Origin of the sequence: Desulfovibrio sp. 7SRBS1, from assembly GCF_049723905.1 — a bacterium.
Lineage (GTDB): Bacteria > Desulfobacterota > Desulfovibrionia > Desulfovibrionales > Desulfovibrionaceae.
The window spans coordinates 215,823-238,451 of sequence record NZ_JBJKFD010000001.1; the positions used below are offsets into that span (position 1 = coordinate 215,823).

A 22,629-nucleotide genomic window follows, 5' to 3' on the forward strand; every position below is an offset into this window, starting at 1 on the left:
GCAACGTATAGAGGGATATGGCATGACGTCACGGAAGACCACAGCACGCATTTTCACAGCGCTTTTCGTCCTTGCGGCTGTTCTCTGGACAGGATTCGGGCAGGAAGCCCAGTCTGCCAGACTTAAGGACATTGCCTCGTTCAAGGGCGTACGCTCAAACCAGCTGGTCGGCTACGGCCTGATCGTGGGTCTCTCCGGGACAGGCGACAAGCGGGGCAGCGAATTCACCATCCAGTCCATGGTCAACATGCTCGACCGCATGGGTGTGACCGTGAACCGTAGAGACATCAAGCCAAAGAACGTGGCTGCCGTTATGGTTACGGCAAAAATGCCGGTTTCGGCCAAGCCCGGTTCCCCGCTTGACGTAACCGTCTCCAGCCTGGGCGACGCCTCCAGTCTGCTCGGCGGTGTGCTGTTGCTCACTCCTCTCAAAGGTGTGGACGGCAAAGTGTACGCCTTGGCTCAGGGTTCCCTGACCTTGGGCGGATTCATGGTGGAAGGTGCGGCGGCTTCGGCCCAGAAGAACATCACCACCGTGGGTATAATCCCTGGCGGAGCGACAGTTGAACGCGCTGTTCCCTTTGATTTCAACAATATGAATTCCATGACCTTGAATATGTCCATGGCTGATTTTTCAACCACCATGCAGGTAGTGAACTCGGTCAATGCGGCCTTGGGCGGAAAGTATGCCCGGGCCCAGGATGTTTCCACCGTACAGATCAATGTACCCGAACGTTTTGTGGGCAACCTGGTTCCGTTGATGGCTTCTTTGGAAAATCTGGAAGTTCGTCCCGACGGCAAGGCCAAGGTTGTGGTGGATGAAAAGACCGGCACAGTCGTGCTGGGCAACGATGTTCGTCTGTCCAAGGTGGCCGTTGCTCATGGCAACCTGCAGGTGGTCATTGCGGAAAGTGCGGACGTGAGCCAGCCCCCGGCCTTCAGCAACGGGGATACCGTGGCCGTGCCGCAAACCGATTTGGGTGTGACTGAGCAGAACAAGCGTCTCATGCTCATGGAAGGGGCGACCCTTAATGAACTTGTGGACGGCCTTAATGCCATTGGCGCAACTCCCAGAGATTTGATTTCCATCCTGCGTACGCTCAAGGCAGCAGGAGCGCTCATGGCCGAATTGGAGGTGATCTAACATGACCAATCCGTTCAATGCCGGTATCGACACCAGCCTTTCCAAGGCTTCCGAAGCCCGGACCCAGGCGCGCATGACGAATTTGCGCAACCGGCTCATGGGCGGAGCGGACAAGAACGATCCTAAAAAGCTGAAGCAGGCCTGCCAGGATTTTGAAGCCGTATTTATGAACAAGATATGGCAGAAAATGCGGGCCACTGTTCCCAAGGCCGGATACCTGCACAGCCGTTTTGAAGATCAATACATCTCCATGTTCGACAACGAAATGAGCAAGAAGTTTGCTTCGGCAGGCGGTATCGGCCTTGCGGACATGATGTTTTCTCAGTTGAGCCAGAAGCTCTCGCAAAAAAGCCAGAGCACTGCTCCGGGCGGACCGTCCCGTCCTTTGGACCGGACCGATACGTTGCCGGGAAAGCCTTCCGTGCCGACGGAAACCGTGGAAAATATTCAGGAACACCCCCAAACGCGATTCAATGACCCGGCGTTGCTGGCCGGGGCCGAATTGACTCATCGGGTGAATAGTCTGGCGGCTCGCATCGAAATGCAGATGGCCGGTGGTGAAGACACTGCTTTGGCGGAAAACGACAGGCAGCCAACTTCAGTTGCAGGAGGAACTCCCGACGCAAATGCATCCAGGGCGACAATGCCTGCATCGGGCAGCGTCATTACGCCCTTTGGTTGGAGCAGCGATCCGGATTCCGGATCTCGCCATTATTCCCCCGCCGTCGAGGTTGCCGTTAATTCAGGGTCGCAGATTGCCGCAGTGCAGGACGGCCAGGTCGCCTATGCAGGCAAGAATGCCACGGAAGGGGACGTCAACGGTCATATGGTCATCATCAACCATGGCAATGGACTGCAGTCCAGATATCAGTTTAACGGCGATTTGAAGGTACACGCCGGAGAACATATCGAAGTTGGCAAGGCCATTGCAGTAATAGAGCAGGACAACCCGGATACACCCGCCGCTCTGCGCTTTGAATTGCGTCGGAACGGGCAATCGGAAAATCCGGAATCACTTGTAAATCAAGTGGTTGCAGCTAGAAAGACCATTACAGGACAACACACGGGGTAATCATGGACACATTGCTGATACGGCAAAATTTGACCAGGCAGGGCAAGGCTCTGCATGTCCTGCATCACCTGCTTATGGAAGAATTTTCCCATCTTCTGGATGGCGAGCCCGAAAAAGTTTCCATCGTTGAGATGGCTTTGCAAGAACTGATGCGGCAGATCGCCGTGGAACGCCTGGAGCTTAAGAGCATGCTCGGCTCCGAGCCCGGCAAGGATGTGCGTCTGGCCGACAGCATGGATAAGTTTTCACCTGAGGATCAGAAGGCGATCATGGAAGTGACCATGCAGGTTGACGAAATGGAACAGACCTGTGCGCGCCAAGCGGATAAGAACCGTAGCCTGGCTCTGGCGTTGTTTGATCAGAGTTCTTCCATGATCCACTACCTCCACGATCAGGTTAAGCCCAAGAACACCACGGCGTATTCGGCCAACGGTCGTTTCGCCAAGGCTCCCAAGGGAGCACCCATGGTATCCGGGAGGCTGTAATGGCTGGCATCAATACCCTTCTCAACATCGGCAATAAGAGCCTTTTTGCTTCGCAAAGTGCCATTCAGGTCACTGGGCAGAATATTGCCAATGTTAATACCGAAGGGTATCACCGGCGCACTCTGCTTCTCGAAGAGTCCATGGCCATCAACTATAGGCCTGGACAGATGGGGACCGGTGTCGATGCCACGGAAGTCATCCGCCATTTCGACCGTTTTATCGAAAATACCTACAACGATAAAAGTTCAGAAATGCAGCGCTGGCTGAATATGTTCAAGAATCTTCAAGGCGTGGAATCGCTGTTCAACGAATCCGCCAGCGCGGGGATCAGTGCGTCGCTTGATAAGTTTTTCGAGGATTGGCAGGGCCTGTCCAACAACTTCCAGGGCGAGGCCAGTCGCCAGACCCTGATTGACGACACGAAAAATCTTTTGTCCATCATCCGTCAGGCCGATGATCAGATGGGGCGTTTGCAGAGGCAGGTGGACGAGTACATCCAGCAGGATGTGGACGAGGTTAACCGGATCGTCCAAAGCATCGCCGACATCAACAAGCAGATAAACACCCAGAATATTCCCGGGCAGAATAACGTCAACCAGCTGTATGATCAGCGTGACAAGCTGGTCCGTGATTTGGCCGAGAAGATCGACATCAAAGTCCTCGATAACGGGGACGGAAACATGACGGTTCTCACCAAGTCCGGATATACCCTTGTGGAATCGGACAAGACGTACGACATCAAGTTCGAGGCTCCCAAGACAATCCGCAGCTTGACGAACTCTTCCTCTTTTGACGGAACAGTATATTTCCAGGGCTCGGACGACTACGAATACTACTTTGAAGTTGCCCAGGCAGGCGTGGTTTCCAATGCTTCTCCTTCGGCCATGCTGCGGGTCTCCCTGGACGGCGGGGAAACGTTTCTCAAAGATGATGATGGAGATGACCTTCTTGTTCCGGCGCGTCCCGCAGATTCCAAGGTAACGGTCCGCGGCCTCACCATCTGGTTCGGCAAGGAAGGCGATTCTCTGTCCGCCCCGAACAATCAGATGGAAGTGGGTGACAAGTTCGTGGTGGTGCCGAAGTCGGGAATCTACTGGTACGAAGATACCAATACCGCCGAAAATATTACTCCCCAGCTCACCATGAGCGGGCTCGACAACAATCGTCGACTGACCGGTGGCAGCCTGGCGGGATATTTCAACTTTCGTGATGATGCCGTGGGCCGCTACAAGGAAAAGTTTGATGCCTTTGCGCGCAGCCTGATCTGGGAAGTCAACCGGATTCACAGCACGGGCGCAGGGCTGACCAACTTTACCATGACAGACGGCACCTATGGTGTGGAGAGAAACGATGCAGCCCTGGCCAGCGGGGCGGCTGGGTTGGCCTTTGGAGACCGCCTGGCGTCGGGAAGCTCCATGATCTACGTGTACGACAAAGCTTCCGGTGAGCTGGCTTCCAGCGCAGCTTTGGACTTTGATCCCTCCACGCCCGGCCAGCAGAATTTTGATCCGAACAAGCATTCGCTCAATGATGTCGTCACGGCTATCAACTCGACATTTAACGGCAGTCTCAAGGCTTCCATCGTCGACCACAAGCTGCGGGTCGAGTCCGAAGACGGTAAGGAGTTCGCCTTTGGGGCGGATACCAGCGGGTTGTTTGCGGCTCTTGGGCTGAACACTTTTCTGGACGGCGATTCCGCGTCCAATATTTCCGTGAATAAAGCGGTTGGGGCAGACCTCAATCACATCAACAACGGCCATGTGAACGGGGCGGGCGAGGTGAACACCGGCGACAACTCAACGGCGTTCAACATCGGAAAGCTGCAGGACACGAAGGTCAGTATCTCCACCGCCCATACGGGAACCACGAAGGAAACCCTTTCCGGGTTCTTCAATGCCATTGTTTCCAGTGTGGGGGCGGATACCGCCGCTTCCAAATTCAATGCCCAGTACCAGGACGCTCTGGCTCAGGACCTTGATCGCCGTCAGCAGGAAGTGAGCGGGGTCAACTTGGACGAAGAAATGAGCAATCTCATTAAATTTCAGCACTCCTATACCGCCGCCGCCAAGCTTATTTCCACGGCGGATCAGATGCTGCAAACATTGCTTGGACTTAAGCAGTAGGGGGGCGTCGTGTACCGCATAACGCAAAACCAGCTGTATACCAGTTCCATTACGAACATGAACCGGACGTTGGCCGATTTGGTGGAATCCAATCTGCAGGCGTCCAGCGAAAAGAAGATCAATCGTCCGTCGGATGATCCCGTGGGCATGGCTCGTGTGCTTGGATACCGAACCTCTCTGTCGCAGATGGATAGGTACAAGGAGAATATTTCCACAGCCACGGGCTGGCTCAGCTTGGCCGACGAAACACTTGGGAGTGTTTCAACCCTCATCAGCAAGGCCAAGGGGCTTGCTGAACAGGCGGCTAACGGTACCTACGGATCCAGCAACCGGCAGCAGGTTGCTGAAGAAGTCCGTCAGATTTTCAACCAGTTGATCGCACTGAGCAACAAGGAGTTTGAAAACAACTCCATTTTTGCCGGGCATAAGACCGACCAGGATGCCTTTGTTGAGCGGCTCTGGCTTATGGACAACGATGGAACCCTGGACGGCATCGATTGGACCGTCACCGGGGCTTCCGACCATACCATGCTGGTGCAGTTCACCGATGCCGGGAATCCGGATGGCGGAACGTCTTTGGCTCTCAACGACCCTCAGCTTCAGGTTCGGTATTCAACGGACGGAGGCAGCACCTTCAAGACCGGCACCATTACCACTTCCGGCGGAGATGCCACCCTGGATTTGGGCGGAGTGCGGATAACCATGCCGCAGACCAAGGCGGTGACCACAACGGATCTGAATGACACCAACGACTCCGATGGTTCTTGGCTGTGGGTACGGCCAACTGCCGAGTATTTGGGCGATGACAACGATGGTGTGGAAGTGCACAAGATGGGGACATCCCTGACTGGTACGGCCAACGGTATCTTTTCCCAGAATGTGACTGTTCGCATTGATACGACCTCGAATTTGGATCAGAAGATTGAATATTCATACAGTCTGGACGGTGGAAACTCCTGGGTAACCGGAAATGTTGCCTCCAACAGCGCTGTTGCCAGTAATGCCGTGCTTCTGATCCCCGGCGGCAACCTAGTTGTCGGCTCCAACGCTGGCAATTCCCTCCAGGCCGGGAGTCAATTTGTTGTTCAGCCGCGTACGGCAGACATCAACGTGGAGATTTCTTTTTCCGAAAAAATAACCATGAATTCCGTGGGCAAGGATATTTTTGGCGGTGTGTATAAAGACCCCGACGATCCGAACGCCAGCCTTGTAATGGGGAATTCGCCGAATAAAAACCTTTTTGACGTGATGGGACGGCTCATCGGCTACCTTGAGACCAACAACGAGGACGGCGTATCCCAGTGTGTGGCCGATCTTCGTCAGGCACATGAAAATGTACTCAACCATGATGCAAGTGTTGCCGGGCGGGAAAACAGACTGACTGTTTCGAAGTCTATTATTGCCGGACTGGAATTCAATGAAACACAGCGTATGAGCAATATTGAAGATGTGGACATCAGTGAACTTATGACCAAACTGGCACAGCAGCAGATTGCCTATCAGGCCGTGCTGAAGTCGTCGTCCATGATCATGAACATGTCTTTGGTCAACATGGTTTAGTCAAAATTTGAAAAGAACGGCGTGCCCCTGGCGATTTGTTTCGTCCGGGGCACGGTTTTGTATTGTTCCACGTGGCGGTGCAGCGTTCCAAGACGGCTTTGCAGATCGTCTTCCGTGCATTTTAAAACCTTGACGGACGAACGTTCACCCGGCATCAATAGAAACCGCCCGAAATTTACGGGTTGTTTCCATCCCGCCGGAACAAGCGGGCGCGGCTGATCGCCGGGGCTCCCATTGAACGGACGGTTTGCCGAAAGATCAAAATGTGCGGTCTTTCGCATGATCGCCTGAAACGGCGTCATGTACTTTAGTCAGACACACAAGCAGGCGTACATGCTCATACTTACCAGGCGGCCAGGGGAGAGCATTCACCTTGGCGACAACATCAAGATCACGGTCCTGAGCGTGAAGGGCAAGCAGATCAAGATAGGGCTCGATGTGCCGGACGATGTGCCGGTGTATCGCGAAGAGCTTTATATCAAGGTCAGGCAGCAGAATAGAATGGCCCTTGAATCGCTCGATCAGGACCTTATGGCGGCGGCTTCCCTATGGCAAAAAAGGAAATCGTAATTCAGACAAGGGTGGGCGAACGCACTGTGGACTTGTCGCGTTCGATCCATTTCCCCAAAGGTCTTATCGGCTTCGAGGACAGACACGAGTTCGCCTTGCTGCAAATACGGGACGATACTCCCTTTATGTTGCTGCAATGTCTTAGCGACAGGTCGTTGGGCCTCATCGTGACCGACCCCTATCCTTTTTATGAAGGGTACGAGCTGAACGTGGGCGATGCGGAGCAGAGAATTTTGCGCATCAACTCCATTCGCGAATTGGCCGTATTGGTCACGGTGAGCATTCCGCCAGGTCGTCCCGAGGAAACAACATTGAACCTCACCGGTCCCATTCTCATCAACAGCTCGTCGCGTATCGGGCTGCAGGTCCCTCAGACCGATCCTTCACTGCCCAGCCATTATCGGTTGGACCCGCAGGAAAAGGACGAAGACACAGTGGGGGAAAAGAAGGCGGAAGCTGAAGAGGATGCGGAACACAAGTAGTTTTTTCCGTTACCGCGTGAAATAGGATCATAAAAAAGGGCCGTTTTTGCGGCCCTTTTGAGTATACTCGTCGGAACGGGGGGAAAGCCGTACGTCGACAGCACGCTTACATCAGCAGCTCAAGATCCTGTTTTACAAGGTTTTCAGCCGTCTTATGAAGGTCGGGCTGGTAGGAACCGTTGGCAACCTTCGCCTTGAGTTCTGCAATGCGTTCGTTGCGCATACCGTCCGAGCTGTTGGCCTCGGAAAGGGCGACACTGCGCAGCCGGGCTTCTTCGGAAAGATTGATCTTGTCCGCATCCGCCCCGGGAGCGGTCTTTCCCTTCGCCGCGATATCCTGGATACGCGACTTGTCGATCTTCTTGGTGTCGTAGGGGTTGGTCCCCTGGAGCAAGTTCTTGATTATCATGCCATTTCCCCCGATCTCTCCAAATCTTTAAGGATATACAAACCGTGTATGTGTTTTTTCTCTTGTCTTTCTTATCGTCCCCTATAGGGCGGTTCTTAATATCAGGTCAAAAGAAATTTTTTTCTTTTGTGCCGATCACATCAGGGAACGGTCCACCGTGTCCAGGGCAATTTCCCAGAGATGCGCCAGCAGGTCTTGTGTTTCCTCGGGGTTGAGCCTGACAGGACCGTCTGGGGTATTCTTGAAAACTTGCAAGTCCTGTTCCATGTAGGGATATTCGAAAAATAATTCCCCACCGGCAACAACTTCCAAACGCTGCTTGAGCTCATTCACCACGGGATTGTCAATGCCAAGCACCAGAAGATTGTCTACCAGTTCGCGGGCGATTTGCTCCACAAGTGCCATACGCTTGGCGTGCTTCTGCTCCTGCGATTCCGCCGGGCGATCTCCGCGCAGACGGCGTACGTATCGCGTCAGTCGCCTTGAGCTGATGAGCTGCTTTCCATAGGTGCGCAGCATGGTGTGTGTTTCTATGGCATTTTGAGTCATTACATTTCACCCTTTCTCGGTTTCTTTATCGGCTTTAGCCGTGGCAAACTTTAGGGGTGGAGCGAAAAAAAATAAAAAAAATTAAATCAGCGGATAAAAAGGCCTCGTAGAGAGTTTCGGCAGTGGAGGTCTTGAATCCCGCATGGGTTTCAACTACCAAAGACAGACCATGCACAAACCATTGTCCCATATAGCCATTATCGTCAGAAAAGATCATCCCGAAGCGGAACAGTCCGGGCGGGATATTGCGGCTTGGCTCGCACAAGCCGGAGTGAAAGCAACTTTGCGGGAACATGAACCTGAAAAGGACGATTTACGTGATGTGGCCCCTCTTCCCGACCTTGTTCTGGTTTTGGGGGGAGACGGAACATTTATTTCAGCAGCCAGGGAAACATTGCATCGTGAAATCCCCTTGCTTGGAGTCAACCAGGGGAAAGTCGGTTTTTTGACAGCTGTTGAACAAAGGCAATGGCAAACCGTTCTGCAAGATATTTTGGACGGCCAGTTTAGTGTGGAAGAGCGTACCGTCCTTGAATATACATTGGAGCGAGACGGACAGCCTATCCGGTGTGGATTGGCCATCAACGATGTGGCTGTCAGCCGCGGTATGGTGGCCCGGCTGGTGCGTCTGGCAGTGGAGTTGGACGGAGAACGCCGGGGCGACCTGCGTTCGGACGGACTTGTCATCGCCACGCCTACGGGCTCGACTGCCTATTCCATTTCCGCGGGGGGGCCGGTCATCCATCCCCGGATAGACGCCTTCTGTATTACGCCAATCTGTCCTTTTCGTAACTATTTCAATCCGTTGGTTGTTCCTTCCGATGCCTCGCTTGCCGTCATTAATGAAGACAAGGCTGGCGAGGTTATTCTGACTGAGGATGGGCAGAGAGCCTTTCCCATGCAGGAGGGTGACCGCATCACGTTTCGGTGCGCACGCTACCCGTTGCGACTGCTTGTGCCCAACGGAGCCTCTTTCTTCAGTACGCTTGTGACCAAGGGTTTTTTGACCGAGAGGTGAACCTTGCCCGAATTGCCTGAATTTTTTTCGGCTTTGGACATTCAGTTTGGTGTTGACCCTGCGTTGGATGCCTGGCTCATGCATTTTATGACGGTCAACAACATTTACTACGCCACAGAGCCGGACAAAAATGCTTCGCCCGAGCAGATGCGGTTTATGGTCTGTCTGGACGACGACCTTTTTTTTGCCTCCTGCTCGGACAGGATGCTCAGCCATCTTATCAACGATTCCCTGGATCACGACTTGCTCAGGGCGTACGCAGACAAATGGCACACCCTTGTGAATCTCGTGTATACGTATGTCCCCGAGCAAAGCACACGGCGGCGGATTCTCGGGTTGTGCCGGTACAAGTTTCGCGAAGTGCTGGCATCGCCCAACATGATTCCTTCGCGGTTGCTGAAGCGCTTTGTGACCATGTTTCTGACCCTGGGCGGTATCAGCGATCCGCACCGCGAGCGCCGTCGGCTGGCCAATGAACGGGCTTTTGCAAGCCTCAAGAGCCGAGAGTTGTTTTCTTTTTTGCAACTCTTACCCCGGGATGTTGCGGAAAAAGCGACAACAGCCGGAGACGGCAGGCTGACTTTGGCACAGGCCCGGTTCGACCTGGATATGATGGAAATGACGCGGCTTATGCTGCTGGCTGTAACCCCGGAATTGTGGAACGGCGGGAAGGCGCTCGAGCCTGGAGAGCTGGCCGTTCGGTACGAGGCCTGCTCCGAACAATTTTCCGTAGTGCGAAACCTGTTCCACGGCGATGCCGGAAAAGGGCAGAAAATTCTTTACCTGCCGGACACCAGCGGCGGGTTGATTTTTGATCTGCTTTTCATTCGCTCGCTGTTGCGCCAGGGGCATAAAGTGGTGCTGGCCCTTAAGGAAGGCTTTTTCTTCGATGCTCCGTCGTTTTGGGATTGGGATTACGATTCCGTACTTTCCGGGCAGTTGCGCGAAGCGCATTTCGTGCCGGAAGCCCGTCTGGGCAAAAACGAGCTGATACGCCTGCAGCAGGCCAATGGTTTTCTTGTTATTTCAGATGGAACCCGCGAGGAGCTGAACCTGTACAGAGTCAGCGTAACCTTTGCCCGCGCCTGGAAGGAAGCGGACTTGATCATTGCCAAGGGGGCGGCCAATTCACGTCGTCTGCTCCGTGTCGGGCACGAATTCACGCGGGATATACTGTGTTATTACCGTGACGCGAAGGGTGTCTTTCGGGCAGAGGTCAAACCCAAGCCCGCCCGCATCAGCAAATTTTCAGAAACCGGTATCAGCGCCATGGCGCGCAACATCATCAACCAGATGCGCAAAGCCAAGCAGCAGGGGAATTCCGTGATGTTCTATTCGGCCATCATCGGTTCCATCCCTGGGCAGACGGCCACAGCTCTCAAGGTTGTGGACGAGTTTGTCGACCATCTGCGCGAACGTCTGGACAAGACCTTCATCATCAACCCCGGCGAGCACTTTGTGGAAGGCATGGACGCCGACGACCTGATGTTTATGTGGGAAAAGGTCCAGCGTAGCGGGTTGATCGACGTCTGGCGCTTCCAGACCGTGGCTGATATTGAAAAGAGCTTCGAGCTGATGGGACAGAAGGTTCCATCGTTTTGGACCGGTAAGGACTCAACTTATTCCACCGGTTGTACCAAGGAAATGCACATTGCTTTGGACGTGCAGAAAACCAATCCCGAAATGCAGATCATCGGTCCGTCGCCCGATAAGTTTTTCCGTCGCAGGGAATACGGCGTGGGCAAGTTCTGTGATTCGGCCATTGATTGCCAATGAGGAAATATTCCGTGATTCCCCCGATCACGGTAAGAAGGTTCCGCGTTGCAGCGGCAATTCTTACCGTTCTTTTTCTTCTTGCTGTTTTTGGCTGTGCTCCCAGGGGAAAACGCCCGGTGGAACCGGCCGCTCCGAAAACCGTCGGTGAAAAACATATTCCGGCTCTGGAAACCGCTCCCAAAACTCCTGGGCCAGTGCGCGGTTTTTCTCCTGCAGCGCAGGACACGGCCGAAACATTTGCCCGGCATATCGACATCAAAGAGCAGGACCTCACCTCCTGGAAAGATCTTGGACTGCCACTTTTGCGCAGTCTGGAGTACATCCAGGCCCACGACCAGACAGCTCTGGCTGTACGGCAGCCTGGATTGCGGCTGACCTGGGGGCAGTTGGGGAGCAGTGTGAGCGAACTTATAGCGCTGCTTCCGGCTCTGAAAAAAAATCCGGAACTGTTGGCCGAGCGTTTTACCTGGTACCGGCTTGCACCGGAACCACTTATGACCGGGTATTACGCCCCGGCAATCGACGCCAGCCTGACACCCAGGCCCGGTTACAAGTATCCTATTTATGGTCTTCCTGCCGATCTGGAGCGTTTGGATCTGGGAGAGTTTCATCCGCGCTGGAGAGGGCAGCGGTTGATTTACCGGACCGAAGGAGACAAGGCCCTGCCGTATTTTGACCGGCGCGAAATTGACATTGATGGCGCACTCAATGGGAGGGGATTGGAAATTGCCTGGGCCAAGCACCCATGGGATATTTATCATCTCCAGGTGCAGGGCTCCGGATTTCTTCGTCTTCCTGACGGCGACTTTCGATATGTTTTGTATGCAGGGCAGAATGGAAGGCGTTTCCGGTCCACTGCCCGGTACATGCTCGAAACGGGCAAGATAGCCCGAAACAAGCTGGATCGTGACGGCATCCGCAGCGCGCTCGACAAGGCGGGCTCCGAGGGCAAGATGGAGCTTTTGGCCCACAATCCGAGCTATGTCTTCTTCAAGTTGGGAGATGTTCCACCGGAAGGTTCCATCGGCAAACCGTTGACCGGGATGGTCAGTCTGGCGACTGATCCTTCGGTACTTCCCCTTGGGGCCATTGTTCCGTTTTCCGTAGAGCTGCCCACGGAACCCGGCCAGCCGCGCAAACGCGTCTATGGTCTTGGGCTTGCCCAGGATACGGGCGGGGTCATCAAGGGCCATCGCATCGATTTTTACTGCGGCATAGGGGATAAGAAGGAGTATATGGCCTTCCGCATCAAGAACCCCGTGACGACATATATCATGGTCAGCAAACGGGTGTTGGCCCATAAGTGATTCGCCGTTTTTTACGGCCACGACATTATTACAGCAACTACGCCATACTTTAAGGACATATACGTGAGTTTCAAAGAGCTTATCGACAGACTGACAGATGCTTTTACACTTCAACTCGCCGCCACCGGTGATTGGCATACCAGCGAACCTGTGAGCGACGACCTGGTTACGGGAGATGCTCCGCTTGAACGGCTGACCGGATTGATACTGCAAAATCATTGGGAGAATTTTCAGCTTTGGCATGTTGAAGACGACGCCCGCATGGTGGATGTTGATGCGGAAGTGATCGCGGACTGCAAGCGCCGTATCGACAAGCTGAACCAACGTCGTAACGACCTTATCGAGCGCATGGACGAATGTCTGGTGGCCGTTATCGTACCGTTGCTTCCCGCTGATGTTCAGGACCGATACAATACCGAAACCGTTGGCAGCGCGGTGGACCGCCTTTCCATCAACAGCCTGAAGATCTTTCACATGGATGAGCAGGTGACCCGGGGGGATGTCGATGACAAGCATAAGCAGACCTGCCGCCGCCGTGCCGAAGTGCTCCGTGAGCAGCGAACCGATCTCATCAGAAGTTTGTTTGAACTTTTGGAGGAATACCAACAAGGACGCAAACGCCCCAAGGTCTATTTTCAATTCAAAATGTATAATGACCCGACCCTTAATCCTTCCTTGTATGCATCCGGAAAAGCCTCGGCAAAGGGATAGGTTCTCGTTATGCGGGGATTGGCGCTAAAAGAGGAAAAGCGTATAGTTGGGTGCGCATGAAATGGGGCGTATTTTCTGCCTACCCGAAATGCATCTGCGGCAGCCCGGCAATTTTCGAACACGAAGTCGAGCATGAGTGCTAAATCACTTGATGAATTGAAAGGACTCGTTACATCCATGGAGCGGGTCTTGTATCCTCCCCGGCCGAATGACTGGGGACGGATGACCACGTGCATCAAACACCTGGTCCGGCTGTATCATTCCTTCGAGTCCAAGTCCTCTGAGCAGCGACGGATGTATGGCCGCTTTGCCAGACATCTACGTGTTGCTGCATCCGCTACAATCGATCTCAAATTCCTCACCCTGAGTTTCAAGGCCATGCTCAATATTGGCCGGGATGGCTGGCTTGCGGCGGCCGACGTTGTGTCGTCTTCCACCATTGGGGGCTCGGATCTGGTCGCACTTCTCCATGAGCTGCGTCCTTTGGAGCAGCTTTTTCTGGCGAATCAGTGGTTGTTGCGGGGCGACGAGTCCGATCCTTCACTGCGTCGTCTCATGTTGGATTTGGCTGCTTCGGGCAGTACCCAGGACCCGACAACATTGCTTTTGTTTTTTGCGGGACTGGGCCGGGAGCATATGCGTATTTTCTATCCGCTCAAGGCCTTGATTCTGGATTCCGGATTTGAAAAGTGGATGCAGGCGCAGGTCACCCTGCCGGACCATTCGGAAAAAACGGACAAAGCCTTGGCTTGGGCCTTGTGCGTGCTCGATGTACCCACTTTGACCTTGTCGTTTCTGTTGGCCCGTCTCGATGGAGAGCGGATTCCCGGAGAACATGTCTGGGAGCTTGCGGAAAGAAGGGGCGGGCGGGGACACGACGGCTTGGCCAAAGCGGTCTGTCGGTATCTTGGCAAGGGGACCATCCGTGTGCGGGAGCGGGCGGCCGCCGTCTTGTGCCGTCTGGACTGGCCCAAGTCCGGTCTTGTTTTGGCTCGGCTTTTTCTCAAAACGCCCTCCATGCGCAAACACCTGGCTCCACGTCTTCTGACCTTGGGGGAGCGGGATTTCGGTTTTTTCATCAAGTCGATTGCCAAGGCAGATCAGGCGCCTCTTTGCAGGTATCTTTTTTCTCTTTCTTGCTCTTTGGCTCCCAAATTTGTTTTGTCGTGTTTGGATAGTGGCTACGCAGGCACTGCAGCCAAGGTGGAAGTCGAAAAGCTGAGCGGTGCGTTGCAGCGTCTTATCAAAGAAGATGATGAGCGTTTTGAATCGTATTTGTCCCAGGCCCGGGATCGCAATCTTCCTCCGCTCTCCGCCGTAAAGGAAACCGAACCGCAGAAGCAGTCTTTTTTACAGCGTATTCTGGGGAGCAGGGAGCAGGTCGTCCCGGATGTGATTTTAAAGGACAGAGGCCCGTTTCGGAATCTTGAAATTTCCGGGGTCTCTCTGGGGGGCAGGAAGCTGCGCCGCAGCCGGATGGAAAAGTGTATTGCGCGGGATTGCGTATTCAAGAATGTCGTTTTTGACGAAATGCGGGTTATATCTACCGATTTCACGAGATGCCGTATGCAGTCCGTGACGTTCGATTCCTGCCGCTTCGATTACGTCAATTTCGGAGGCGTCGATTTTAGCGGATGTCGGTTGGTGAATTGCCGTTTTTTTCGGTGCGATTTTACCGGGGCAGTCATTTCCGATTATGCCATCCAGGATTGTTCTTTTGAAGAATGCCTCATGGACGACACGGTATGGGAGAACGGCACTTCCAAATTGGTCGAAATTTCCGTCTCAACCATGCATGGGGCCATAGCGCGCAATGTCCGTCTGGAAGCCTGCCGGTTCAGCGAAACCTCCTTTACTTTCGGGGCCTGGCGAGACGTCGTTTCACTTGGTTGCGAGTATTTCGAATGCGATATGGCCGGGCTGAAATGCAGAGCTTGTGTCTTTCGCGGTGGAAGCGTTCGGGGTGGGCGGATTGGCTGTCGTTTGGCCGGTTGTGAAAGTGATCTTCCCGACATGATGGGGGCCATGCTGGACGGTTTCCGGGAGCGGGCTGTGGGACTTGAAAACGCAGCCATGAGTGAAGACGGGGAGCAGGTCTTTGTCGACGAAACCATGTTCGACCAAGGCAATGAATCCCTGAAGTTTTCAGCTTCTCCCGAAGGCATGGCTTTGGCGCGTAACCTGCTTTATCTGTGGGCCAGACATTGGTCTTTCGGCCGTAACGAAAAAGCCATGCTGCACAATACGTTTCAGCGTTTGGAGTTCATGGCGGAGCGCTGCGAGCCCAAACAGCTTGAATTTCTGCGGCTTTTTCCACTTATGCTGTGTACGGATGTGGCACACGAACAGCTTGGCCTGGACGACAAGGCCCCTTGTCCCCTTATTTCCTCATATGTTCCATCGTTTCGTGAACTTGAATTGTGTCGCCAATATTTTGGTAAGACCCCCGACCATTTGTTCCACCAGACCCATGGAAAAGTGTCAGCGATATACTCCATTGGCAGTCTTGGAACTTTGGCCCAGACCTTGGAATCGGATTTTGATTGCTGGGTTTGTCTGGAAGAGGGCGTGAGGCCTTCAAAACAGGAACGTGCCGCCCTTACGACAAAGCTCCGGGCCTTGGAATGCTACGCATGGGATACCTTTGGCCTGGAAACGCATTTCTTTCTGATGACCTCGGACGAAGTTCGAAACAACCGTTTTGGGTTCAGCGACAAGGAAAGTTCGGGATCGGCCCAGGCGCTTTTGCTTAAAGATGAATTTTACAGAACAGCTTTGAAGTTTGCCGGAAAGTCGCTTGCCTGGTGGCTTATGCCCCCTGCTGCCCAGCCCGGAGAATATGAAGAGCGTGTTCTGGACAGCATGATCTATCCTGTAGTGGGGACGCCCCGGGTGGCCGATTTTGGAAGCCTGGAGCATATTCCCCCCGAAGAGTTTTTTGGTGCCTGCCTTTGGCAGATGGTCAAGGCTGTAAAAAGTCCTTTCAAGACCGTGATGAAGTTCGGGTTGCTCGAACGCTATGCCCGACGGTTGGATAAGAAGGTCCCCCTGCTCTGCGAACGCATACGTCAGGTTATTTTGTCCGGGCGCAATGGCTCCATGTTTAAGGATGCATACGCCGCCTTGTTTGCGGAGGTTTCCCGTTTTTACGTGTCCATGGGGCTTCCCAACGCGGAAAGGCTTGTGGCCGAGGCTTTTATGCAGCGTATCGGCGCAGCCGGGATGCAGCTTGTTTTGGGGCATGCATCTACGGAGATAGAGCAGGTTATTTTACGGGACGTCTTCAAGCCCAGGGGCGGAGAGCCTGGGGAGCAGCAGATGCCCTCAGCCTGGAGCTTCCGTAAAAAACGACGCATTGGTGAAAGCGTTAATCGCTTCATCCTTGAAACCTACAGTCGGATCTCCAGCGAAGGCGTTGCCGTGCAGGACCGGGAAGTTCGTATCACGGTGGAGGATTTGACGAGGTTGGGGCGGCAGATTCTTGCGGTCTATGCCCCTAAAAAGGGAAAAGTCGGATTGGTGCCGTTTTTAGGCGGAGACAATTCTTCTCTTTCCGAGCTGTTGCTGGAGGGAATAAAGGCACCGGGCAAGACCACCCGTTGGGCCGTGAGAGGCCGCAGCAGCCAGACGCGCAGTGGATATTTTGAGGAACTTTTTCATCATACCAATGTATATGAAGTTCTGGCCTGGCTTGCCTGCAACGGCATCTATACACCGGGCATGCCGCTGCGGATGGAAAACACCGCTCCGCTGGGCATGGACGATGTTGTCGCCATTCTCAACGAGCTGTCTGAATTTGTACCGTTTTCCGGTATGATCGCATCAGATTTGGATGTATTTCTCAAGGAAGAGCAGGTCGCCAAGGTCTTTTGCAGCGTTAATTTGACCGTGCCAAGGGAATTGCGGGAAGCAGTGGATGTGGGGCTGATCTACATGACCTCATGGGGAGAACTGTATACCCATCGGGTAAAGGGGGGCGAGGCTGCCTCCATCGCTGCGGATCCCGACCAGTTTTTGAAAAAGAATCTGCCGCTGCCCTGTACACTGGCTACAGAGTACAGATGTTATTCTCCCCGCCGATCACAATGTCCAAGAGTCAAATTTATTTAAAAAAAAATCTCCAGCCAATATGGTGTGGAGATTTTTTTTGGGGGCAGCCGTTGTGGCGGACTGCAGGAATGTGTCGGGAATGCAGAGGTATTACCTGGGCAGGAGCGTTTTTCGGTCCGCAAAGTCAAAAACCTGTCCTTTTTCCACAAAACCTCGGAAGCCTGCGGCGCGCGCATCGGGAAGTTCGCCGGGGTTGTAGTGGTACAGCCACATCTTGTCCCGCACGGCGTCAGGAAGGTTGCACAAATCCTCGAAACTGGGATGAACACCTGTGGTGAGCGGCAGTGTCTCGGCATCGTGAAAAATGATGTCCGCGGCTTCGTAAAACATGGAAAACTGTTTGGGAGCGTATTGGATATCGCTGCTGAAAAAGACATTGACCCCTTGGACATTGAACAGGAGGCCGAAGCAGGGCGCATAATGGTACCCGTTTATAACGTGTATGGTCTGCACCAGCTGGAATTTGACCCCGTTCCAAAGGAAAAAACCATTGTTCGGCACACTGTGGACTTTGAAATAGGAGTGCAGGTCAGGAGTTTCTCCCTCCAGTGATCCCATTCCGCCCTGCAGCACATTGAACCACAGTTTTTCCTTGAGATTTTCGTTGATATAGAGGTCGGGACGTGATGTTTCGGGGTCGAACAGGCACGAGAAACCAAGCCATTCCATGCCTCCGACATGATCCGAATGCAGGTGGGAAATGTATACCGCGTCGATGTCGCGATAAAAAAGCCCTTTTTCATGCAGAGCGTGGCGAACGTCCGAACCGCAGTCTATCAGAAGCCTTTCTCCTCCGGCTTCAAACAGCAGGTTCGATTGATAATTTCCGCCGCAGGTGAAAGCCGAGCCGCTTCCTAGAAAGGTTAATTTCATGACTGTCTCCCCAGGGCATTGCCGGGACGTTGGTGGCTGGCGATATATCCGGAGGCTCTGTTGCCGCAATGAAGCATCATGGGCATCAGCTGCTTGGGAACTTTGGAATGTCCGGCCTGGGACAACGGGATTTCCCCGGAATGAAGTAGCCCAGTTCGATATCTTTCGAACAGGGCTGTGCTGTTATTTTTTTTAGATATTGCAGTGGGTTGTCTTTGATTGTCTGGTCGTAGACCTGGGAATGTGCACAAAACATCTCTCCCATGTTCGTGGAGTAGACTATGCCAGTCTCGAATACCCGGTTTATATCCCTGGCCGTGACCAGATTCATAATGAACAGGGCGCGGGTGATCTCCTGTTTATCTGGTAGGGTGACGAAATTCATATCGAAGGTTTTCCGTTTTGGAAAGAACTCTTGCAGAGCTGCAGCCAATTCGCGAACGTTTCTCGGGGATATCGGATTCATGCTATGGTCCGCATCCATGGTAATTTTGGGCGTATAAAAGCCGTTGGCCAGCAGCCATGCGAAAAGTGCATGGAGATTGTCATCACGCCGTACATCCACCATGTCTTCGCGTCTGTCCAATCCGGATGTCAGGTTTCCTTTGGCTACCCAAATTGTGGGACGTCCCGGTGCCTTTTCGGCATAAAGTCCGACCTCGCTGAACAAGCTGCTCATGGGGCGGACCAGAGCCAGACGTTCAATTTTGCGTTTGCCGGGCCGGAAGCTCGATGCCAGTTTGCGTCCCAGACGCTCCAGTTCCGGTGATTCCTGCGGGGTAAGTCCGAAGCGTCCCCAAAACGAGTTACGTACCGTTTCAAAAGCGCTCACCATGAAAAGGCTTATTTGCTTGCCCAGTTCGGCCAAAAATTCAAAGTCGTGCGTTGCTTTTTTGCAGAGAACGGCAGGTTTGATCGGGCAGCACTCAAGTATCTTGCGGGAGTCGATCTGGCGCAACACAAGGGAAGGATGGGTAAGGGGACCGACCTCCTGGTCGCACTGTGTTTTCAGTATGAAGAGGATGTTGAGCAATTCCGAGAGTTCGGGCCTGCTCCCGTCCTCATATGGTTCTCTGGCATGTTCAAAAGCCATGGCAAAGGGGTCGGGCCGCAACTCTCCGGCAAAGACGGCTTTTTTGTACTTATCACATATATAGGATGGGGGCTGGTTGCGTTCCACGCATTGCAGCAGCCCAACCAATGCTCTGATGGCCTTGTACGGTCTGTCGAACGTCTTGATCGTCCTCCACAGGAGGGCCTTTACATAGCTTTCCGGGCTGAGTCTCGGTAAGGGGCCGAGGTCCAGGTAGTGGCTGGGCAGTTCGGGCCAGAGGGTATGGATTTCCTTGACGGCAGCCGCATAACGGTCGGACGGGGAATGGAAGGGCGTCATGCGCCACAGCATATCCCGTCCGTAAAGGCGGATGGAGGTTGCGTAGATATCGTCCTTGATCAGCGCCCCTTGGGCCGAGGGCACACTTTCATGCGCAGCAGTGCCAAAGGAGTTTTCCCGTGCCGACTCTTCGGAAACCAGGTGAAAGGTCAGATCCAACCCGAACTCGTCTTTGACCCAGCGGCCGATGAGGTCCAGTTTGTTTCGTAAGCCGTTCATCTGTGCCGATGTCAGGTCGCCATCCTGTTTTTCGGGCTTATGACAGCAGATCAGCAGATCGACCGAAGAGGTGCTGAGTTGGGCAAGGCTCCCAAAGGCTCCCACGGTAAATATCCCCGAGACCGCGATGGCATCGGCTGGAGGCGGATCGAGTGCGATGATATCGAAATGTTTTTGGTACATGTCCCATGTCGTGTAGTCGGGGGTGTACGCCGTCACCCGACAAAGGGGCATCTGTTCCGGAATCTGCAGCCGTTTTTCCAGAAGATCGTGTTCCAGGAGCAGAGGGATCATCTTGAGTGCCGAAGCGCGGGCATGTTCGAGAGTTTCCACACCCAGGGCGAGTCGGCGTCTGTCCTCTTTCGCAAACGCGGCGCGCCGGGCCAGCAGTTCCACTCGGTATTGCCAGTTGTCTATGAAAGCCCGGATGGCGGCGTTTCCACCTGGAGTGCCAGCCCATTCGGGGAGGGACTCCGGAGGGCACTCTTCGGAAAGACCGGTCAGAATGCTTTCGTGCATACTGATCATTACGGAGGGGGTGTCGGAAATAAAGCGGGCAAAGCGGCAACGCCGGAAAAGCGAGGCATTGTGTCGGCAGTCCGTACTTTCCGAGTCGCGCATTTCCCCACCTTCGAACAGGCATTGGGTAAATTCACATCCCCTGAACGTGGTCTGTGTCATCAGGGCGTGTGAAAAATCCGTGGATATGAACCGCATACATGCCAGATCCGCCTTATGCGCTCTGAACCCCCACAAGCTGCACTCAATAACACGGCTCATTGCCAAGTCTATCCCGGCCCAGACCGCATTGACCAAATCGCATGCCTGAAATGAAACGTCGCTCAGACGGCATTCGGACATGGTGGTTTCCGCCAGACTGGAATTTTTGACATTCGTCCACTGGAACAGGCAGTTGACGAAAACAGCTCCTGTGAAGTCTGTCTTCTGCAGCTGACAGTTATGGAAAATGACGTTTTCAATAAGGCATCCGGAAAAGTCCACATCGTGCAGCGTCATATTTTCGAAGCTGACACCGTAAAGATGGGCGTTTTTCCAGTCGATCCATTTGAGACTCCGATCTCGCAGGCTGATGTCGCTGATTCCCACTCCGGCAAGCGTCCCCTTCACCTCTCGTCGGGAAGCAAGGGAAAGTACGGTTTCGTGGTCTGCCATGAGGTATTTGATTCGTTCTTCAATGCCGGAACGTATGGTTCCGATGCGCTGAACAGTCGGGTCCTCGTCTGTTTCTTCCAAGGAACCGGGCGCGGACCAAGTAGGGCGCAGGGCATGTTCAAATTCCTGGGCAATTTTGGGATCGACCTGCTCCACCGGGGTGTATTGCCAGGGGAAAGCCGGGTCAACGACACATATTCGTTGAAACATGTCGCCCAGAATTTGGGACCGGATTTTTGGGGGGAGCAGCAAAAGACACCGGGTGGTGCGGTCCGGCGGAAGGCTTGGGAGTACTTGGGCGAGTTCTTTTCCGGTTTCCGGGATGTTGTGGCAAATGTATGCCGCCAGTTTTTCCGGGTTGGGGACATTGGCGTTCAGGATAAGACGCAGCAGGCGCGGGCGCATGGATTCTGCCGCTCCGGGAAGCACCTGTACCAGACGTTTGACCTCGCTGTTGGGCAGCCGGCAGTCCATATTCTCCAATGTTCCGACAACGGTATCCTGCAGTATGCTTTCGTCACCATCGATGTATCCTGCAAGGAGCACCTGGATTTTTCGGTCCGGGATCATGCTGGCAACTTTTGCGGCCCGCAGGATGTCGGTTTCGTCCAGCGGGTGCTCCAGCAGGCCCAGAAGCCAGGGGAAAAAGTCATTACGACGCAGAAATTCTTCCGTACCAGGAGCCAGCGTCCGGTGCCCTTCGTTCAAGTCGGCCAGAAAAGACAGCGCCTGGTCGTGATCGTACCGGTTTTCCGACCTGTCCGACGCAAGCAGGTTCCTGGCCCAGGTGGATACGTGCGGGTCCGGGGAGTACCCGGCAAGGAGCAATTCGTTGAGAAGATGGAACTGGTCCTTGAGGGGCATGGTTGAAACCAGTTCCATAAGTACGTTGGCAGGGAGGACTTTCATTCCCAAAAAACGGACGAACAGAATACGACCGACTGTTCCGAGCTGAAGCCAGAACTTCAGGATTATCTTGACGAGTGCCGTAGAATGGCTGGAAACGGCAATCTTGAGGAGCTGATAGGCAATACGGGAGGATTGCTCCGAGACGGTCTTCGGATCTGCCTGCGCAGAAAGCTCTTTGTAGGCTTCGTAAAATGAGGAGATATCGTCCCATCGCATGGGCGAGGGAGGATAAGGAGCCATACCCGCCAGAGCGGGATGGATGTCTTCAAGACGCATGCATTCTCCTGTCCCGGACGGTACACAGACTTTCAGGGAGATAAAATTTGTCTGCTTTCATTATTTGAAATAATAGCCGTAAATTCCTGGCTTGCACAGAGGGAACCATATATGAAATGAGTAATCAGGTCATCTTTTGCCTCTGAACGTTTCTGAATGAATCTTCTGTATTTCTCATTATGTAACATATCGTGAAGCCGAAAGAATATACCTGAAAATGTAGCGGTATGGCTGAGGAAGAGTTGTAAAAAGCCCCTTTGATGCGCATCAGAGGCAGAGAGTTTGTTGATTTTTTGAAAAAAAAGGCGGAGGTATTTACGTGAGCAAAGGAAAGAAAAGAAGGGAGGCGTTCCAGTCTTGAGTTCCTAGCACCTGTTCTCACAAAGTTTGTCGTTCCATTAGGCAAATATGATAGAAATAATTGCCCACGGAAGACAATCTGCGTATTCGATACACAGCACGCCCCTTAT

17 protein-coding genes are annotated in these 22,629 nt (G+C 53.6%); 12 read left to right on the forward strand and 5 right to left on the reverse strand.

The genetic code is table 11. The annotated features are described in order from the left end of the window. Positions 1 to 22 precede the first annotated feature (22 nt). Genes ACI0FJ_RS01095 through flgL form a run of 5 tightly spaced genes read left to right on the forward strand, consistent with a single transcriptional unit; the run spans position 23 to position 6,384 of the window. Complete coding sequence (locus ACI0FJ_RS01095; RefSeq protein WP_424298008.1) at positions 23 to 1,144, forward strand: flagellar basal body P-ring protein FlgI; 1,122 nt, start codon at positions 23 to 25, stop codon at positions 1,142 to 1,144. Position 1,145: 1 nt separating this feature from the next. Further along, positions 1,146 to 2,216, forward strand: a complete 1,071-nt coding sequence (locus ACI0FJ_RS01100; RefSeq protein WP_424298009.1) for a peptidoglycan DD-metalloendopeptidase family protein — start codon at positions 1,146 to 1,148, stop codon at positions 2,214 to 2,216. A gap of 2 nt (positions 2,217 to 2,218) precedes the next feature. Further along, positions 2,219 to 2,701 carry a flagellar export chaperone FlgN gene (gene flgN, locus ACI0FJ_RS01105; RefSeq protein WP_424298010.1) on the forward strand — a complete coding sequence of 161 codons (483 nt, stop codon included), beginning with the start codon at positions 2,219 to 2,221 and terminating at the stop codon, positions 2,699 to 2,701. Further along, positions 2,701 to 4,824: a flagellar hook-associated protein FlgK gene (gene flgK, locus ACI0FJ_RS01110; protein ID WP_424298011.1), complete on the forward strand. Its 2,124-nt coding sequence runs from the start codon at positions 2,701 to 2,703 to the stop codon at positions 4,822 to 4,824. Before flgN ends, flgK begins: the two co-directional genes overlap by 1 nt. A 9-nt stretch (positions 4,825 to 4,833) precedes the next feature. Next, on the forward strand, positions 4,834 to 6,384 hold the full coding sequence (gene flgL / locus ACI0FJ_RS01115) for a flagellar hook-associated protein FlgL (RefSeq protein WP_424298012.1): 1,551 nt from the start codon (positions 4,834 to 4,836) through the stop codon (positions 6,382 to 6,384). Here the strand turns inward: flgL and ACI0FJ_RS01120 are convergent. After that, positions 6,381 to 6,686 carry a hypothetical protein gene (locus ACI0FJ_RS01120; protein WP_424298013.1) on the reverse strand — a complete coding sequence of 102 codons (306 nt, stop codon included), beginning with the start codon at positions 6,684 to 6,686 and terminating at the stop codon, positions 6,381 to 6,383. The genes flgL and ACI0FJ_RS01120 overlap by 4 nt on opposite strands. Positions 6,687 to 6,717: 31 nt before the next feature. Between ACI0FJ_RS01120 and csrA the strand changes: the two genes are divergently transcribed. Together csrA and fliW are read left to right on the forward strand one after the other, a co-directional pair. After that, complete coding sequence (gene csrA / locus ACI0FJ_RS01125) at positions 6,718 to 6,954, forward strand: carbon storage regulator CsrA (RefSeq protein WP_424298014.1); 237 nt, start codon at positions 6,718 to 6,720, stop codon at positions 6,952 to 6,954. Continuing rightward, positions 6,933 to 7,436, forward strand: a complete 504-nt coding sequence (gene fliW, locus ACI0FJ_RS01130; protein ID WP_424298015.1) for a flagellar assembly protein FliW — start codon at positions 6,933 to 6,935, stop codon at positions 7,434 to 7,436. The genes csrA and fliW overlap by 22 nt, the downstream gene beginning before the upstream one ends. A 106-nt stretch (positions 7,437 to 7,542) precedes the next feature. On the opposite strand, the gene flgM is transcribed toward fliW, so the two are convergent. Together flgM and ACI0FJ_RS01140 are read right to left on the reverse strand one after the other, a co-directional pair. Continuing rightward, positions 7,543 to 7,845 carry a flagellar biosynthesis anti-sigma factor FlgM gene (flgM, locus tag ACI0FJ_RS01135; RefSeq protein ID WP_424298016.1) on the reverse strand — a complete coding sequence of 101 codons (303 nt, stop codon included), beginning with the start codon at positions 7,843 to 7,845 and terminating at the stop codon, positions 7,543 to 7,545. A gap of 135 nt (positions 7,846 to 7,980) precedes the next feature. Continuing rightward, a complete protein-coding gene (locus tag ACI0FJ_RS01140; RefSeq protein ID WP_424298017.1) occupies positions 7,981 to 8,394 on the reverse strand; it encodes a DVU0524 family FlgM-associated protein in 414 nt (137 codons plus the stop codon). A 142-nt stretch (positions 8,395 to 8,536) separates the two neighbouring features. Between ACI0FJ_RS01140 and ACI0FJ_RS01145 the strand changes: the two genes are divergently transcribed. From ACI0FJ_RS01145 to ACI0FJ_RS01165, 5 genes are all read left to right on the forward strand, one after another. After that, a complete protein-coding gene (locus ACI0FJ_RS01145; protein WP_424298018.1) occupies positions 8,537 to 9,412 on the forward strand; it encodes an NAD(+)/NADH kinase in 876 nt (291 codons plus the stop codon). Between the two features lie 78 nt (positions 9,413 to 9,490). Continuing rightward, the gene (locus ACI0FJ_RS01150) at positions 9,491 to 11,188 is read left to right on the forward strand and encodes an ARMT1-like domain-containing protein (protein WP_424298019.1); all 1,698 of its coding nucleotides are present in this window, start codon (positions 9,491 to 9,493) and stop codon (positions 11,186 to 11,188) included. An 11-nt stretch (positions 11,189 to 11,199) separates the two neighbouring features. Then, a complete protein-coding gene (locus tag ACI0FJ_RS01155) occupies positions 11,200 to 12,495 on the forward strand; it encodes an MltA domain-containing protein (RefSeq protein WP_424298020.1) in 1,296 nt (431 codons plus the stop codon). Positions 12,496 to 12,558: 63 nt separating this feature from the next. Beyond that, the gene (locus ACI0FJ_RS01160) at positions 12,559 to 13,206 is read left to right on the forward strand and encodes a DUF4254 domain-containing protein (RefSeq protein ID WP_424298021.1); all 648 of its coding nucleotides are present in this window, start codon (positions 12,559 to 12,561) and stop codon (positions 13,204 to 13,206) included. Between the two features lie 132 nt (positions 13,207 to 13,338). Then, entirely contained in the window at positions 13,339 to 17,316 is a 3,978-nt protein-coding gene (locus ACI0FJ_RS01165; RefSeq protein ID WP_424298022.1) for a class I adenylate cyclase, read from the forward strand. 90 nt (positions 17,317 to 17,406) lie between these two features. Here ACI0FJ_RS01165 and ACI0FJ_RS01170 read toward each other — a convergent pair whose 3' ends face one another. Together ACI0FJ_RS01170 and ACI0FJ_RS01175 are read right to left on the reverse strand one after the other, a co-directional pair. Continuing rightward, positions 17,407 to 18,189, reverse strand: a complete 783-nt coding sequence (locus tag ACI0FJ_RS01170) for an MBL fold metallo-hydrolase (protein WP_424298023.1) — start codon at positions 18,187 to 18,189, stop codon at positions 17,407 to 17,409. Between the two features lie 85 nt (positions 18,190 to 18,274). Next, positions 18,275 to 22,159 carry a class I adenylate cyclase gene (locus tag ACI0FJ_RS01175; RefSeq protein ID WP_424298024.1) on the reverse strand — a complete coding sequence of 1,295 codons (3,885 nt, stop codon included), beginning with the start codon at positions 22,157 to 22,159 and terminating at the stop codon, positions 18,275 to 18,277. Between the last annotated feature and the right edge of the window lie 470 nt (positions 22,160 to 22,629).